Below are 17,053 nucleotides of genomic sequence, written 5' to 3'. Positions count from 1 at the left end.
GCCTCAGCTTTGACTATGCGGCACTGGTTTTGGTGGTTGTATTTAATTTGGTCTCGTTTACATGATTGTGGTCTGGTCGCATTTAATGTGGTCTGAGTGGCGTTTAATTTGGTCTGAAGTTTTGGTTCAGTTTCATTTAATGTGGTCTCGAAAAAATCCTGATTGCGGTCTTGAGCGATTATGATTGCGGTCTCCTACACCTAGCATTCCTGCTGGGCTACCTAGAAATGCTAAAGCTGCTGCGATCGCAGCCGCTCCTGTTAAACCTGTCGCAGCCATCTCGGTCAAGTAATTTAGTTTGTACTTCCGATGTGCTGCCCAACTCCTCCTACCATAGCTTGACGAGCCTGATTGACAGCATTAGAAAGAATCTTCGCAGCTTGCTCAATCTCCAAAGATGTTGTAAATTTACCAACACCTATACGCAACGCTCCTTCTATCAGCGACTCTGGCAGACGCATAGCTTGCAGGACATGAGAGGGAGCCTCGACACCCGACGTGCAGGCAGCACCAGTGGAGATTGCCAACTGAGAACGGACTCTGGCAACGATCGCAGTATTCGGAACGTCAGGGATAGAAATGTGGAGATTGCCAGCTAAACGACAAGAGATATCTCCATTAACAACTAGACCAGGAATTTTTTCCAGCAGCAAATTCTGCAATTTGTCTCTCAGAACAGCGATCGCCCTCTCATCCTCGAACATTTCCAACTGACGCAGGCGACAAGCTTCTCCTAATCCAACAATACCAGGAACATTAAGAGTTCCAGACCTCAACCCCTTTTGATGTCCGCCACCCAATAAAATTGGCTCTATGTGATGTCCTTTCCTGACTACTAACGCTCCAGAACCTTTAGGCCCATAAAGTTTATGCGCCGATATAGCCAAGTAAGTAATTCCCCACTCTTCAAAATTAATGGGTATTTTCCCCACAGCTTGGGAAGCATCGCACAGAAAAGGAATGCCGTATTTTTGAGCGATGCTTCCCACTTCTCGGAGCGGATAAATATTACCAATTTCGTTGTTAGCTGCCATAACGCAGAGCAGCGACAGCCCCGACGCGCAAACTTGTTCAAGATGCTCTAGGCAAAGGCTGCCTTTGGAGTCAACACGCAGCACTAAAACCTCAGCTAATCCCTTTTTATCTAAGGCATAACAAGGATCTAAAACAGCTTTGTGTTCAACAGGCAATATAGCAATCCGAACTTTTGTTTGAGAACTGTTTTCAGCAGCTATGCTGCCTTGAATTGCCAGGTTAATGCTCTCAGTAGCTCCCGAAGTGAAAGTTACTTCTTTAGGTGAAGCTCCAACTAATTGAGCGATGTGCCTTGCTGCCTGGGACACAGCTCTTTCGGCTTCATCCCCATAAGTATGGTCAATGCTACTGGCATTACCGAATGCTGTTGTCATGTAATGCAGCATCAACTTCGCAACCCGACTATCAACTGGAGTTGTTGAATGGTAATCGAGGTATATGGGATAACTTTTAGTTTGTATATCTTTCACGCTTCAAGCTACTTTATGATTTTCACGCTTGAGTAAGGGTTATAAAGAAATTTCAAGGGTAGAATGATGCTTAAAAACCCTAATCTTAGACCCGCTTTTAGTGCAGAATCTTTTTGGCGCGTCCGACTACTTGCTGCGCTCAGTGCTTAGCAGAGTAAGGGTTCTGCAAAGCTTGCATCCGATCGCTTGGCAGAGTAAGGATTCTGCAAAGCTTGCATCTGATCGCTGGGCAGCTATTTGGGTGGCAAAGTTTGCTTGGGGCATCTTTCGTTAAGGCTACTAAATACCCACTATCTTTTAAAATAAAGCATTAAGTGCGTGGATGTAACCCTTGGCCAAGACAATAGGTTTTTACCAAAACTTCAACCTCGATCTGAAACGTCTCAGCACGGCTTTACAGTGCGTGCAGGCTCAGTCTGAACAGGGCCATGATGCCTTAGCTCAGTGTATGGGTGTTAATCGCCCCGTTGCCGAGGGTTTTTCGGCATGGCTACGTCATACGGGTTTGGCAACCCTTCACTCTGGCGAACAGCGACAGCGGACACTAACCTACGAACTAACATCCTTTGGTCAATTGGCTAGTAAATACGATCCAACTCTGACCGACTTGGGGACGCAGTGGGTACTGCATTATTACCTGTCCACCAAACACACTGAGTGTTCTGAGGCATGGCGCATTCTCATTAATGAATTCCTCTCACCCGGTTTGACCTTCACTCCTGAGCAATTTAGTTCCTATTTTGCCAGCGTCATGGGTGAAGTTAATAATCGTTCCGCTCTCAGCAAAGATCCTTCTTGTGCTCTCAGTACCTACATTCGTCCCCAAGGATTGAGCAAATTGGGGATTTTAATGAAGCAAAAAACCACCCTGAGCGTAGGTTCTCCCAATTGGCCGCACATCCTAGTAGTGGGTTATCTCTTGTGTGACTGGTGGCATCGCCACTACAATCATACGAATACCCTGCGTTTCGTGCAGTTGTGCAAAGAGGAAGGTAGTCTTGGGCATCTGTGTCAAACGGATGACCGACAGATCCGGCAGTTCGTGGGCGAACTGGCGGGCCTTGGCTATTTAAGCTTTTCTGAAACGCAACACGAGCCAGTTAACCGACTGTATATCGATTCACCGCCAACCTTGCTAGAACGTTACTACAAACAACAATGAACTTTGAAGGTCTCGTTCTGACCCTTGAAGAGCGCATTCGCATTGTCTGTCGAGAACAAGCTCGATACCGAGTTTTGTGGGTTGTCGGGAAGCCTCGTTCTGGCAAGACATTGCTCAGCCGCACCGTCTGTCAGCGTACTAGCTGGAGATACATAGATTTCACACTAGAACCAGGTTTTTTAGACAGTTTGATTGGACGCGAAGAAAGTTATCATCCCGAAGATTTTTTGGGAACTATAAAAAACTTAATAGATAACAAGGTAGCACCTGAAATAATCGCCATTGACGAGATTGAACCCTTGTTAAGTTTGTGGAATTGGGAACAGCAAGAGGTATTTTTTAAGCAGGTAGGACGTGCTACTCGTTTGCCGATAGGTGTCGTTTTAGTGACTAGAAAGCGCACAACTCAACAATTATTAAAAATAATACCTGAGATGAATCACATATTTGAGATGCCTGAAGAGGTGCAGCTATGACACGAAAAATGCGGGAGTTAGTCGAGGTTCAAGGTGGATTTAAACCCTCTGTACAACTGCCTGGTGATTTTTTTGACGAGCAACTTAACCGCCACTTCGTTGAAAGCTACATTCCCACTCAAGAGATTCTTGATATCTTTATGAGTCTTAGGGATAGTCTGCAACCCAATTCGGAGCAACGCGCCCGTTCGTTTGTCGGTACTTATGGCACGGGAAAATCCGACCTGATGTTGATGATTGCTAACTATGTGACTCGTTCATCGGACGACCCTCTTTTAGCTCCTTTCTTTGAACGTTTGCGCCATCTCAATCATGCCCAAGCTGAAGCTATATACAAAGCTCGTCTGGGAAAACCGCCCTTTTTGCTGGTGCTGCTGCAAGCTGATACTGCTGTTACTTTCAGCAGTTTTGTATTGACTGGATTAGCTGATTCTCTTAAAGCTCAAAATTTAGAAAGTTTGTTAGCAAATACTTATTATCAAGCCGCTTTGAAGCAGATAGAAGAATGGGAAGTGGGTTATCCTGAAACAATTAAGCGGTTGTCAGAAGTTTTGGAAAAGGATTCTGGGCGCACCTTAAATCAACTAAAGTCTGACTTGAAAAGTTCGCGAGGTGACTCAGCTTTGGATAGGTTTCGCCCTGCTGCACATAAAGCTTCCGGTACGCCATTTCAGCCTACTGCTGTTATCCAAAGACCATCGGAAGCTTTTGCTGAGGTGGCAAAAAAGATTGTAGCAAACGGTGAGTATAGTGGCATTTTTGCGATCGCGGACGAGTTTACTCATTTGCTTCAGAAACTAGGGGAGTCATCAACGGCAGCCGATAGCAAGGGCATCGATAATTTAGCAGAAGCAGCCGTCCGTTCGAGAGAAAATCAACTTCATTTTTATGTGGTTAGCTTGCAAAGTTTTGCTAGCGCTCAGGGCAGTACCCAGGTGGCACAGGCGGCATTAGAACGCAGTGGGGGACGTTTTAGCCAACATGAACTGCGCTCTCTAAACACGGAAGAATTGATTGGTGCCTCTATTGCTAAACTCATATCGACCGATCGTCTGTTCGACAATGCGGAGAAACAACGAGATGACTTACTCACACTAGCTATGCGCTTGTGGGGCAGTCGTGCTACTGGAAAAACCGACCGTGAATGGGTGCAAAAGACGATAGTTCAAGGGTGTTTCCCATTGCATCCTCTAGCCACTTATTGCTTGTCGAGATTGAATGCAGTCCTGGCACAAAACGAACGGACAATGTTTAGTTTTATCTGGGATGCAGAGCGCGGGTTAAATCATTTCATCCAAGAGGCTAATGGTGATGCTTTAAATGGTTGGATATCGTTATTATCGCTAGATAAATTATTTGAATATTTTGAGAGCAACTTAACAGAAAAGCGTCCAGATTTACTAAAAGCGTATCAAGATGCCAGCCAAACTCTTTCAGCGCAACAAATAGAAACTGGTATAGAGGGGCGTTTACTGCGTGCATTGGTGATGTTGGATGTGGCTAGCGGTTTAACTAATTTGCGTGCCGATCTCGAATTACTACGCCACGCCCTCGGTTTATCTACTTCAAAAATGCCAGAGGTAGCTGCTGCACTTAGTCAACTAGAACAAGTTGGGATTGCTTATCCTTCGCAAAGCGGACATTACCAATTAGTTAAACCGGGGCGTGCAAATCCGCTAGAACTGCGGAGTCAGATTGACCGTAAGGCTCAAGGAGATAATAGGCAATCGCCTATAGCCTTTCTCAATAGTAGTCTTCACAAGCTTAATGATGTTGAGGCGCAAGATTACAATAAAGAGCGTGGAAGCGATCGCCATCTCATTACCCAATTTGTTAGCCCTGCTGAACTCTCAAGTCCAGTATCTTTAACCCAATCTCTACAAGAAAATGATGGCTCATTGTGGTATGTGGTTGCTGCCTCGGAGTCAGAGTTAGAGCAGGCACGCTCTACAGCTTTACAATTAACCCGTCAGCATGACCAGTTAGTTGTAGCTGTACCTCGAAATCCTACTGATTTAATTGTACGATTCAAGCGCAAACGAGCTTTGGAAGAATTACGAGAAAGTGAAAACTATAAAACTCCCGACTATCAGGAACTTCTCATCGATTCTGGGTTAGTAGGAAAAGATTATATTACAGCATTTGAGCAGGCGTTGCGATTATTTGAGCAACCTTCAAATTTTGAGTGGTTTTGGGGTGGACGCACGATACCACTCAATACACATGGTCATCTCCACCTGTTGGCTAAAAAAGTTATGGAGGATGTCTTTTCAGCAACGCCAGCGCACAGAATTCGCCAGCACCTCAAGCCCAGTGGCAAGTCAAAATATGTAGAAAATGTACTTGATAAAATTTTGCAAGCACCTTTCCAGATTCCAGATAAAAAAGGAGGCAAAAAAACAGCAGAAGAGGCTATCGTCTTAGATGGAGCAGTTGAATTAGGATTAATTAATAAAGTTAAGCAGACAGGAGGCTATGCCACCTACGACTTATGCGTTCCTACAAATCAGCAAAAGAACAGTAATGTTGTATGGCTTTTGTTAGACGCTCAATTGCGGCAAGGCACTCCTTGGTTGCAAATAGTGAATACACTTGCTAGTCGTCCTTACGGATTATATCCGTCTGTTTTACAACTGTTTACTGCGGCTTTCTATCGTTTCAATCGAGATTATTTGGAAATTTACACCACAACAGCAACAGGCGAGCGCCCCATTGATGTTATTGGGAAAAACATCATCGAAATGGTCGAGTTGCCGACAAAGTATGTGGTACGCTACCAGCCTTTGACGGATACACAGCGTCAGTTTCTACGCGGACTGGTAGAACGGGCTTTGTATCCAGGTCGGGGTCAGGTTCGTAACCAACCTGGTGAAACCGCCTCTTTACGCAACCAGATTGCGGAACTACTCCGGCAATGGACAAATGACATTTCTTTTGCTGGCCGACGAGCTTCTGAGGATGAGCTAGCTAGTATCCTAGAAGACGTTACCTCAGAGACTATTTCTGCATCCGTAGCACTAATGAAAGTTGCTTCTCTACCTACGGCTCCAGAAACGGCAGAGGCTTTAATTAATAGTCTGCCGATTCTTTTAGGGCTTTCTTCTGATAGTTTACAATGGACTAAAATACAACTGGATATCACTTTCACAGTCCTAGAAAATGCTTGCAAGCACTTAAGTAAATTCTCTAAAAAATTTAAAGCTCACATGGCGTGGCAAGTGGGTCAGCACTTCGGGTTAACAAATCAGCCGAAGGATTGGGATGATGCCTTGAAAGCAGCGCAGAATTGGCGAAAGCAATCAGTCGGTGTATTACGCTGTACAGATTTAGCAGGAAATCCAGATGCACGCGACCTTTTGGATGTTATAGATGATGACCCACACAATTTTGAACAGGCTTTTTTAAATGCACTGGCATCTCGATGGGGACTGCTACCTTTTGACGGGTGGCCAGCCATTAGTACCAGAGATGAATATTTGCAACGTCTGTCTGAAGCAAAAACGGCTGCCGAAGCAAAAGCAGAAGAGTTGGGACGGTCATCACCAATAACTCCTACACCCTCTACAATTGCTACAACCTCGCCAGTTAACCCAACAAAAAGCCCTGCGAGTTCAAAAAGCTCAAAAACTGCTACAAGTAGCCCTGCTTCTACAAAATCGGGCAGCCTAGCCAAAAGCTCTGCAACTGGCACAACCACCACAGCTAGGGCTACAACCAACTATTCCACTACCACCAATAAAACTATAACTAGAGCATCTGAGTCTTCATCTATAGGTGATGCAAGTGTTGTCAAAGAACTCAATAATGGTGCTGATACTAATGGTGCGGTAGAGCAAGCATTTACCCAAATCCAGACAATTTTTGAAAGTATTTCTCCACAAGAACAGTATGCTTTGTGGCAGCGATTGAAGGAGGAGTACGATCCGCAATGATTACTATTTACTGTGATTTTTACTGCACGCAGCAGATTGAAACAGATAACTACACTTGGGTTGTCAACAAAATTCAAGATTATATTCCTTTAAGACAGCGTTTGCGTCGCGCCCTAGACGCTCAAGATCGGGATTACACTGTTTATGTACAGTCTCGCATTCTAGCTCAGTGGCTAGAGGATATGCGTGACTATGATTTGCAGGTTGTGCGTTGGGAAGAGATCGATTTGCGCGATCGCTTCCGACAAAAGTTTGATTTTGCACTCCCCTCTGAATTAGACGATGCTGCTATTCAAGATTTGCAGCTACTCAATCTACCAAAGCCAGATTTTGCAGCGGCAACTGACCCCTCTGGCTGGATTATAGGTCAACTCATTGATCCGATTTGGAGAACCACGAATTTATATCAAGGTCATTTAGCCGATTTATCAGTATGGGCTGTACAGAAAGGGCAAATTCCAGTGTCATTAATGACACTGGCAAAAGCCAGATTAAATCAATGGATAGATGCTGATAATCGCTATAATATTTTTCTTCAATGTATGGGGCAAGATAGCTGGCAGCAGGCTGGGGAGGCAGTTCTTTTGCGTTGGGCTTTAAAAGCTTATCCGAGCAGTTTTACTCTTCGTCAGCAATTTGAATGTGCCTCAATAGAAGACTGCGATCGCCATCTTAACTTATGCCGGGATTTGTTGAGGAAATATGAAGCAGATTTAAAGTGCTTCTGGAGTTCGTGGCTTGCAAGAAACCCGACTCCAGAAGCGATGATAGTAGCTGTTAAATGGATGTCTGGACTAGCTGATGTTGAACTAAGTATTGTCGAGCAATGGGCGCAAAAAAATATAAGCCTGCTAACTCTTCCAATTATTGACCTCATTAGGCATCGATTTTCTCTCTTTTCAGAAGCTAGGAATGTGTTAAGAAGACTGGAATCCCTAGTTCGTCCGCCTTTACCTCAGATATCTGATGGGAATTGGTCTACCGAGGAATGGCTTAATTGGGCGACGGTTGAATATATGCCATACTTTAGTTGGATAATTCGCAACCGTCAACCCCGTGACCTTCAAATTGATTTAGCTAATCGTTTTGCGGATTGGCTGGTCGGGAAATATCCAGAATTACAATTTAATCCTAATGCTTCAATTGTCACGAATCAGCTAAGCCGAATTCAAGAATTAATTGACTCGAAGCAAGCAGATGTTGTATTGTGGTTTATTGTTGATGGGTTGACTTGGTGGCAGGGAAAAAAACTTTCGGCTATTTGTGCGGAGAGTGGTATGGGAGTCCCAGAAATATGTCCAACCTTGTCAGGATTGCCTTCAGTGACATCTATTTCTAAGCGAGCTATCGTGCAGGGATATTTTGACAAAACGAACACAAACAAGCCGATTTCACAGCTTTTGAAAACTAGGCTTGGTTGTGAAAAAGTAAGTGTTCTTGTGTACACCCAACCATCAGATATGGAAATGGCATTCGTAGCAGATGCCAAACCAGGTATCTATGCTTTACTTTACAATGCCCTCGATGAGCAAAACCACCACAGCAGCAGTTTCACTGATGATGAGAGTGTTGACGGTCATCTAAACCTGATAGCACGTTTAGCTAATCAAAGTTTTCAGCAATGTCTCAAGCAAGGTTTCAAAGCAGTAGGTTTTGTGATTAGCGATCACGGTAGTACGCTTTTACCACCTCAATGCTCTGTAAAAAAAGTTCCCAAAATTGCCTTTGAATTTAATGATGATAACACCCCAGAAGGCACTACACAAAGCATTTATCAAGGAACTCGTTGCTGTGCTATTGATAAAACCCTATCAGCCGATGACCTACGCTATCTTGAGCAGGATTGGTATTATCTCTCAAAAGACGCATACAATCTGCCTTACGATTTTCTCATTCCCAAAAGTTACGCCGCAGTAGAACGCAGACCCGGCGGCTGGACGCACGGTGGCGCAACTCCTGAAGAGACAGTTGTGGCCTGGATTGAATTACAGCCGACACCCATTCTGGTCGTACAACCTATTATCAAGGTAGAGGGATATTTGACACCAAATCAGGCAAGTACCCTGCGGGTGACGCTGGTAAATCCTAACTCAGTTCCCTTGAAGACAGTTAGACTAACATTTACAGGCACTCAAGCAACCTGGAACACAATACCAGCATATTCAGATTCTTCTATTGCAGAACTCAAGGTTTCAATAGCAAATAGTAAAGGTCGTTCTGAACTCTTAGAGTGGTTACTCAATTGCGAGGTAGGGGGGCAAAGTTGGCAATTCAGCGGTCAAAGAGAAGTGCCTATTAAGCGTTTTCAAGTTAGCCAGGTAGATGAGCTGTTTGACAATATTTGATAATAGTTTACAGAATAACTTATTGGCTTATATTTATTAGTTTAATTCTTTTGGGAACTAGCAATGACACTAACGTTTGAAGATATCGGACTCCACTACTACAGCGAAGTTTGTGTAAATAAAGGCTTGGTACGCAAAGCTGGGCTGGGCTTACGCAGTATTCCTGCCTATGTCACTGAGTGGATTGTATCCCGCCATGTTTCAGACGGTAATTTAGATGACTCAGCGCGTCAGCAGATGCAAGATTTTATTAACAAACATCTGCCACCCAAAGACCAAAAGGAGCGTTTAAAAGCCAAATTGCAGCAAGGGGATTCACTTTTAATTCTGGATGAGTACAGTGTCGAAGTTAACTTGCAAACTAACGATTTAATTTTAAAAATACCTTGCTTAGATGAAAAAAAAGCCGGAGTTAAATCTCACATTGTTGAAACCTATCCGTTGTTGTTGGGAAGTGGTGTTTGGGGTGTAGGAAAACTAGAGTATCAGCCCCCTGATGAAGTTATGCGCTTGCCGGGACGCATTCACATGGTTGATTTTCGTCCGATGCAAGCTGCTAGTATTGATTTAGAGCTTTTTTGCGAGCAGCGGCAGCATTTTACTTTGGCTGAGTGGCGGGATTTGCTAGTAAGTAGTATGGGTTACAATCCTAATTTTTATTCACCTGAACAGCAAATGTTATTGATTACGCGCTTGATTCCTATTGTTCAAGAGCGGGTCAATTTAATTGAGTTAGCTCCGAAGGGTACTGGCAAATCTTTTGTCTACCTAAATCTATCGCGTTATGTGCGTTTAATATCAGGGGGAAAAGTTACGGCAGCGGTGTTATTTCACAATAATGCTACTAATCAATCAGGTCTGTTGACACAGTTTAATGTAGTTGTTTTTGACGAGGCGCAAACGCTTTCTTTTGATAATCCGGGTGAGATTGTTGGTGTGCTTAAAGACTATTTAGAATCGGGACGTTTTTCACGGGGGGGTAAGCAGCAATCTTCTGCTACGGCGGGTATTGTGATGTTGGCTAATATTCCATTAGATGCTGACGGACAACCCAAGTTCAGCAATCTTTTTTTGAATTTGCCTGATTTTTTGCGGGAGACTGCTTTTATCGATCGCATTCACGGTATCCTACCGGGTTGGAAGTTGCCCAGAATTCAAGACACGGCTATTTCTAATAATATTGGATTCAAGGCGGATTTTTTAGGGGAAGTTCTTCACGGTCTGCGCGATCGGGCTGGTTATACTGAATATGTGACGACTTATGGGCAAATTTTGGGAACGAAGGATGTGCGCGATCGCAATGCCATTGAGCGATTAGCTGCTGGTTATCTTAAGCTTTTGTTTCCTGATTTGCAGGTAAGTCACGATGAGTTAGTGGAGTATTGCTTGCGTCCGGCTGCTTCTTTGCGGCAAACTGTCCGCGATCAGCTTGCTGAATTAGATCCTGAGTATAAGCGAATTATGATAGAAATAGCATAATTCAACTGACACTCCTCTTTGTCTGATAGTTATTTACAATTAAGTCAGCCAAGCATTGAGACGCTCCCAAAGAATGTCGCAGATACGCTCAGTTCTCTTGTCTACAAAAGACTTATCCCATCGCCCTGTTGCTCCTAATTGCACGATAGGCAAAATGTGATGTTTGTGCGACGTATTCTTTAATAAATTAATTGTGGTTTCTTTCAAGTTCACCCCATTGTTTTCGGCTTCCTGCTTTAAGGCAGTCAAATTATTAGGATCTGTTTCCGCTAAATGCCGATAGTAAATCCATTTTTCAATCCAGCGTTTATTCCCTGCCGAACTATTAATCTCTCCAGGAAGTAGGGTTAGGTTGCCAATTTGCTCATAGTCATCATTGTTTCCATATAGAGCCGTGTCCCAATTATTTCCTGGTGACAGTTCGGGTTTTTGAGGTGCTACGTGTTCAATACTCTTGAAATCGCTAGAGAGCCATTGAGTCGGTTCTAAATATGATGGAGATGAGCCAGATGTCCCAATTTTCATCAGACCTGGATGTGTTGGATCTGAAATTGTGTCGTGTGCTGTGACAAAGAGTGCAAATCTGCAAACTGTTTTTGCATTATCGTATTTTAGATACTGCGTTGCCTTATTCTTCCAGTCATTTTTACTCCCTATTCCTTTCTCGTTAAGGATATTCCTGAAGTAGGCCTTGAGATTAGTGACAGTCAGCGCCGTATTACCTTTTTCCCATGACATTTGCTCGCGAAGCAACTTTCTATATACGTCATCAAGACCTGTGTTCGACAACGCTGACCGCCAAAGCGTGAAGAAAGCTGCAACAGCTTTACAAGCATAAACGAACTCGTTATCCGCAACGAACTCGTTATCTGCATTAGATTCCCCACGTATAGCAAGAGCGTAGAAGCGACTCAGGATTGCGTTTGCCATTTTATGTCCTGCATCCTTAAGGTACAAGATACAGAGTGCTGCCTGCTTTCTGTGTGGCTCCGATACTCCCTCTGTTTTAGGTATAGCGATAAGTTTATTCGGCTCAAACTTGACTGCGTTCACTAAATATGCAGCGAGGTCACTCATCCTGCGGATGAACTCTTCTCGCTCTGTAATAGATGTACATCCGTTGTACTTTTCAGTCAACCACCTTCTCTGTGCGCTGAACTGGGTAGGTAGTTTTGTGCCATCATGTGTCAAGGCAAATAGGGTGAGGTAGTCGTTTGTAAGCTTATTTTTACTGGAAGCGCTGCGTGCAGAACTTAGCAGTTCGTCCACTTGCTCAAAATAACCTTCAGATTTTGAGCCTTTGAATCCTCCACTACTTGAGCTAACAAAATTGACCACTAATGGCTTGAAGGTTTCAAGTGCCGTCAGGGGTGTTCCTGTAGCATTGAGCGATTGAAACATATCAAACGCCCAATCCTCTGAAACTGGCTCATTCAATGTAAAACAGCAGCGTTGAAGCAGATAATGACAAAAGGCAAAAAGCTGTACGAGAGAACATACTTGTTTTTCAAGACTAGAGATAGGGTTACTACGATTCTCAACTATAGATATCAACTCTGGTCGTTCGTAGCTCCATAAGTCTACTTGAGACATCTTGGTTAGTATTTCCCAGGCGGGAGGAAATTCTTCATCATCTGAATCTGGTTCGTAAGCTTTTTCAACATCTTTCAGCCATGAGTTCATTTTCCTGATGTTTTTTCCGAATGACGAACCTGTTGGCGGAAGCTGTGGGAATTCTGATTTGTCTGTAATAGCGCGGATAAAAGATGCTATAAAATACGAAACTTGAGATTTGTAGTTGTTTTTGTCATCTCTATCAAAAGTCCACCCATCGACTGCACCACGAATGATTATTGGTTTTCGAGGGGGTGAACCTCGTCGCAGGTCAACCGAAAAGATTTCCATAAGAGTTGCTAAATAGGTATCAATGGCTTCCTTTAAACCAGCCGTATCGCTATTATCGTTAGGCAATTTTTCACCAATTAGTTCTAATCGTTGGTAAAGCAGACAAGCTAGCAAAGTAATTGTTGATATTCTCTGTTGTCCATCAATTACATTGTAAATTGTAGGTGGTAATGCTTTCCGATCTTGGGGATTAATATTGACAAAAGGATTAGATTCTTTAACAAGAATAACTGTTCCGAGAAAATGTATATTCTTGTCATTGCTGAGAAGAGCATCAACTCCACGGCAGATATCAGACATTAACTGGTCGATATTTTCTGTATCCCAGCTATAGGGTCGCTGATACAAGGGAATATAGTATCCAACTCCAGGACGCTGAAAGAAATCAGATATCGTCTCGCTTGAAGTGATAAAAGCCTGGGATATATCGACGCTCATGTTTCCTCCCTCTAGAAATTTAATCCGTGTCCTTGATAATTATTAAGAAAATTTATAAATTAGTTGTTAACGAATTGATAATTTATAAATGACAAGCCAAGCAAGGCAATTCATCATCTTCCTCTTCCAAAACTGAATCTAGTACCTCTGCTAATGGAAGATTAGGAGCTGATTTCTTTTTTTCAGCCATCATCTGTTCATGCTTAATCATTGCCCTCTCATGTTCAGCAAGAATCTCATCTTTACGCTCAAGTAGTTGTAGCAATGTCTCACCTTCATTCCATGTGTATTGCCTGCCATCCTTATGATCCTGCTCATATTTAACCGCCTCAGCAAATTTATCAGGATGCTCCTGTGCCAGCATTATCCACTCATATTTGCGCTGGAAAAAACAGAAAAAACAACCAGACCGGCTGCGCCAGCGGTAGTAGTCTGGCAGTCCAATTCCGGTGTCTTCAAGTAAACAAATGATATCCGCCTTAACCAACCCTCGTTCTTTGAATGGAAAGACAGGTTTGATATTTTTCTTAGTGGAGATATACCCATCACGATTTTCGTCTGCCCGGATGCCAACATAGCTGATGGCTTCATCATCACCTACAAACTGCTCCAGAGGCTTAATCTTCATTTGCACCGTACACCAGCGCATCTTGGGTGAAGGAAGTGTTCCTCCATAGACATCAAGCCAATGATCGAATCCCCGCTCTGCTGCGAGGTAATGGATTTTGATGCCTAGACGCGCCTTGATCCGATCGAGATATTCGTAGGTTTCTGGTAGTTCCTTATGCGTGTCGCAGAAGAAATATTCCATCTCTGGAATCTCTTTGTGCAGCAAGACAGCCAAGGCTGTGCTGTCTTTTCCTCCCGATAGACCTAAAATATGTCTCACTGTTTTTTCACTCATACTCTTGATTTTGACCCTTTGAGAGCATCAAAGCAATACCGTCCTGAACCCAGGCAAGCGAGATCACCGCCGACCCCCGGCTAAATAGACCTTATTTTTCCGAACCTACTTCCGTTATTTTTGGGGTCATAACAGCTAAAATTCTTGCAAATTGGTAACGACTGCCTGAAATTAGGGGCAAAATGCCAAAATTAACTTCCGCTATTTTCCGAAACTGATTCCCTTATTTTGAAGCAAGCAGAGATCCACTCCTCCACCAGTGCGTAACTGCGGACTCTTGCCCCAGAACCCGCCAAAATCGGATAAATCAAACCACCAGCAGTCCACTCTTGCAGCCATTCACGAGCCGTTTTGTCCGAAACCTCAAACCAGGACGCAACATCTGAAACACTAATAACAAAGGGGTTTTCGACTCCATCCAGAACCCTTGCTAAAAGTCGGGTGAGGAGTTGCTGAGAACGACGCGATAGCTCTTCCCAGGGTGGTGCATCAGCAGCAGCGCCTTGATAGAGAGATTTGGCTTTGAGTTGCAGTTCATCGGCTGCACAGGCCATCGTCTCAACAAAATAAAGCAACCAGGGCGTGTGGTCAGGGTCGTGACGGCCTTCGTAGAAGTTCACCGGCAGCCCCATCTGCAAAGAACGGTAATAGCGATCGCGATCGGCATTAAAATACTCGTCAAAGGAGAAAAACCCCCGCATTCGGTAGCCGGAACGCCACAGTTCAGCAGTAGCCAACAGCCGTCCCGTGCGACCGTTCCCGTCATTAAATGGGTGGATGCTGAGAAAGCGATGGGTGAGGATAGCCGCACGGATAGGGGCTGACAATTCGGCGGCGGCTGTTGAAGATAGCCAATCGACTAATTCCCCCATCAGCACAGGTACGTCCCCCGGTTCAGGTGGCCCGTAATCGATCGCCCGCGTGAGAGTATCCACCACCGGACATTCTGTGATGCGATACTCGCTTTTGCTACCCCGCCGTCCGCGACCGCGCACGATGACAATGCGGTGTAGTTCTTTGATAAATGCTTCTGTAATCGGGGTTTGTGCTTCGGCAAATTCCTCAACGCGGTCAAGCGCCCGCCAATAGTTGCGGACTTCCTGCTCAGCATCACTTCCCGTGCGATCGCTCCTCGCTATCGCCCGTCGCACCGCCGCTTCATGGCGCAGAAATAGCGAAGCTGACACCAGCCGCAAAGTAGCACTTCAAACCATTACTGTCATTGGAAGCATAAGATTGCCGAAACGGCAGGTTTATGCTTCTAACTAAGTCCGGCAAATATATGCTTCCAATTGGATCGGGGATGCCAGAAGATATCTAACCAAGAAAAACTCACTCATAACCAAGAGAACGCTGTACTTGGCGCAAAATATCCTGAGCGTACTGATTGAGCATAATACCAGGCTTTTGGAGGAGTTCAGCTACTCTACGTCGAGTCGGCTTATATCCTTGTGAGTGAATCTCCTTTGCAATAGTCTCAATTTCTTGACTGATGCGGTTTCTTTCTTCCATACCACAGGCTTTTATATAATCTTTGTAGCGTCCAGTAATCTGACGTGACAGAGAGGGGAAATAAGTATATAAATAGCTATTATTTTTGTAGCCTAGCCGTCTCACAACTTCCAATAAAGAGGGAGGTGGAAATTCATCTAAGGCAGCTTCTAAAACAGGTTGAATTCTTTGTTGACGTTCAAGTTTTCTATAATTAGCATGGTTGAGTTGAATAAGAGAGCATATCTCCGAAAAATGATATTGCAGAACTAAAGGACGATAGTTAAGACGGCGTGCAACATCCTGCAAAGATGGGGGTGGAAACTCCTGAAGTACCTGTTCAAGGACAAACTGAATAACTTGCTTTCTTGGCTGATCTAGTCTTTTTAAATGTTTTCGCAGTCGAGAGGGTGGAGAGGGTAGAATCGCTGCCTGGTTCAAGCCATCAGCAGCTAAAATATCAGTAGTTAAAAAATCCACTAGGGAGATTTGTAAGCGCTCAGTAAATTGTAATAGTTTATCAATCTGCGGTAGAGTCGCGTCCTGATACCAACAACTCAATGTTGCCGCGCCAATCCCCACAAAGCGAGACAAAGCAGTGACATTCCCTCCACAAACTTGATTAATATAACGAGAAAATATTTGCTGAACTATATAGGATTGTGCTGGCAGCTTATGACTAGATGTCGCTCGAATTAACTCTTGAATGTTATTGAGTATATAAGAAGAGTGATTATCGAATATTTCTGCTTTCCTTAAGCCAGGAACAACTTTTTTCGTTGAGCGTTGTCCCAGCCAATGACTACATTTATTACAGTATCCAGGTCGCGAGTTTCTACACAAAACCAGCTGCTGCTGATGACAGTGAGGACACTTGGAGAGTAGGCGATGATGGTGGTAGGGACATTCCTCAATAATTTTAATTGACCATAGAAGCGGTTCGTAGATACTATGGTCACTATTTAGCCACTCTTGATAACAAATAGGACACCAAGCACGAACTGGACGTAGCAAACCTCTTTTAGAAACAATTTCAGCCAACGGCAGTAAAGTAAGACAACGCAAATCTTTCCCTCCGGTGAGAGCTTCTAAAGCCATCACCAGATTAACTGCCATCAACCCCATGCCATTTAGTGCAGTTCTATCTCTGTCAATGCCACATACTTTACTGATGCTCTCAACTTGAACCGATGATTGGTTTTTTTCTCTCCTAATTATGGGCGCAATTTCAGCCAGAATTAATTGTCCGACGTTAACGCAATGTTCTTGAGCGAGTCGAATTAAGTAACCCGCTAAGCTTTCTACATAAGGGGTGCCAACACCAATCGGTTCTAAATGATAAAAACGGCTTCTAGGAGGAATCGCAGGTCGTTGCACATTCCAAGATGGATAAAGAGTAAGTTGGGACTTTACCAT

The 17,053-nt window shown here is 44.0% G+C and carries 11 protein-coding genes; 5 read left to right on the top strand and 6 right to left on the bottom strand.

From position 1 onward, the window contains the following. Positions 1–132: 132 nt before the first annotated feature. Positions 133–279 (bottom strand): hypothetical protein, encoded by a 147-nt coding sequence (locus tag PY364_RS28085; RefSeq protein ID WP_275570995.1) that lies wholly within the window; start codon positions 277–279, stop codon positions 133–135. A 14-nt stretch (positions 280–293) separates the two neighbouring features. After that, positions 294–1,505, bottom strand: coding sequence for a cysteine desulfurase family protein (locus PY364_RS28080; protein ID WP_275570994.1), 1,212 nt, complete (start codon positions 1,503–1,505; stop codon positions 294–296). Between the two features lie 331 nt (positions 1,506–1,836). On the opposite strand from PY364_RS28080, the gene PY364_RS28075 reads away from it, so the two are divergent. The 5 genes from PY364_RS28075 to brxL all read left to right on the top strand — a co-directional run bounded on the left by PY364_RS28075 (position 1,837) and on the right by brxL (position 10,899). Next, positions 1,837–2,667 (top strand): DUF4007 family protein, encoded by an 831-nt coding sequence (locus PY364_RS28075; RefSeq protein ID WP_275570993.1) that lies wholly within the window; start codon positions 1,837–1,839, stop codon positions 2,665–2,667. Further along, the gene (locus PY364_RS28070; RefSeq protein ID WP_275570992.1) at positions 2,664–3,143 is read left to right on the top strand and encodes an AAA family ATPase; all 480 of its coding nucleotides are present in this window, start codon (positions 2,664–2,666) and stop codon (positions 3,141–3,143) included. Before PY364_RS28075 ends, PY364_RS28070 begins: the two co-directional genes overlap by 4 nt. Beyond that, positions 3,140–7,075: a hypothetical protein gene (locus PY364_RS28065; protein WP_275570991.1), complete on the top strand. Its 3,936-nt coding sequence runs from the start codon at positions 3,140–3,142 to the stop codon at positions 7,073–7,075. Before PY364_RS28070 ends, PY364_RS28065 begins: the two co-directional genes overlap by 4 nt. Next, on the top strand, positions 7,072–9,420 hold the full coding sequence (locus PY364_RS28060) for a hypothetical protein (RefSeq protein WP_275570990.1): 2,349 nt from the start codon (positions 7,072–7,074) through the stop codon (positions 9,418–9,420). The genes PY364_RS28065 and PY364_RS28060 overlap by 4 nt, the downstream gene beginning before the upstream one ends. Before the next feature lie 63 nt (positions 9,421–9,483). Next, entirely contained in the window at positions 9,484–10,899 is a 1,416-nt protein-coding gene (gene brxL, locus PY364_RS28055) for a BREX system Lon protease-like protein BrxL (protein WP_275570989.1), read from the top strand. 39 nt (positions 10,900–10,938) lie between these two features. On the opposite strand, the gene PY364_RS28050 is transcribed toward brxL, so the two are convergent. The 4 genes from PY364_RS28050 to PY364_RS28035 all read right to left on the bottom strand — a co-directional run bounded on the left by PY364_RS28050 (position 10,939) and on the right by PY364_RS28035 (position 17,053). Then, entirely contained in the window at positions 10,939–13,242 is a 2,304-nt protein-coding gene (locus PY364_RS28050) for a DUF262 domain-containing HNH endonuclease family protein (protein WP_275570988.1), read from the bottom strand. A gap of 82 nt (positions 13,243–13,324) precedes the next feature. Next, positions 13,325–14,146: a phosphoadenosine phosphosulfate reductase family protein gene (locus PY364_RS28045; RefSeq protein WP_275570987.1), complete on the bottom strand. Its 822-nt coding sequence runs from the start codon at positions 14,144–14,146 to the stop codon at positions 13,325–13,327. A gap of 191 nt (positions 14,147–14,337) precedes the next feature. Further along, positions 14,338–15,333: a Fic family protein gene (locus PY364_RS28040; protein WP_275570986.1), complete on the bottom strand. Its 996-nt coding sequence runs from the start codon at positions 15,331–15,333 to the stop codon at positions 14,338–14,340. Positions 15,334–15,478: 145 nt separating this feature from the next. Then, positions 15,479–17,053 (bottom strand): TniQ family protein, encoded by a 1,575-nt coding sequence (locus PY364_RS28035; protein WP_275570985.1) that lies wholly within the window; start codon positions 17,051–17,053, stop codon positions 15,479–15,481.

It is taken from the genome of Kamptonema sp. UHCC 0994 (assembly GCF_029167235.1).
GTDB lineage: Bacteria > Cyanobacteriota > Cyanobacteriia > Cyanobacteriales > Microcoleaceae > Kamptonema.
This window is presented reverse-complemented; position numbering and strand designations above follow the sequence as displayed.

Excerpts from the sequence above, each read along its gene's own strand:
- PY364_RS28085 (WP_275570995.1), bottom strand. The coding sequence starts at position 279 with ATGGCTGCGACAGGTTTAACAGGAGCGGCTGCGATCGCAGCAGCTTTA.
- PY364_RS28070 (WP_275570992.1), top strand. The coding sequence starts at position 2,664 with ATGAACTTTGAAGGTCTCGTTCTGACCCTTGAAGAGCGCATTCGCATT.
- PY364_RS28065 (WP_275570991.1), top strand. The coding sequence starts at position 3,140 with ATGACACGAAAAATGCGGGAGTTAGTCGAGGTTCAAGGTGGATTTAAA.
- PY364_RS28060 (WP_275570990.1), top strand. The coding sequence starts at position 7,072 with ATGATTACTATTTACTGTGATTTTTACTGCACGCAGCAGATTGAAACA.
- brxL (WP_275570989.1), top strand. The coding sequence starts at position 9,484 with ATGACACTAACGTTTGAAGATATCGGACTCCACTACTACAGCGAAGTT.
- PY364_RS28050 (WP_275570988.1), bottom strand. The coding sequence starts at position 13,242 with ATGAGCGTCGATATATCCCAGGCTTTTATCACTTCAAGCGAGACGATA.
- PY364_RS28045 (WP_275570987.1), bottom strand. The coding sequence starts at position 14,146 with ATGAGTGAAAAAACAGTGAGACATATTTTAGGTCTATCGGGAGGAAAA.
- PY364_RS28035 (WP_275570985.1), bottom strand. The coding sequence starts at position 17,053 with ATGGTAAAGTCCCAACTTACTCTTTATCCATCTTGGAATGTGCAACGA.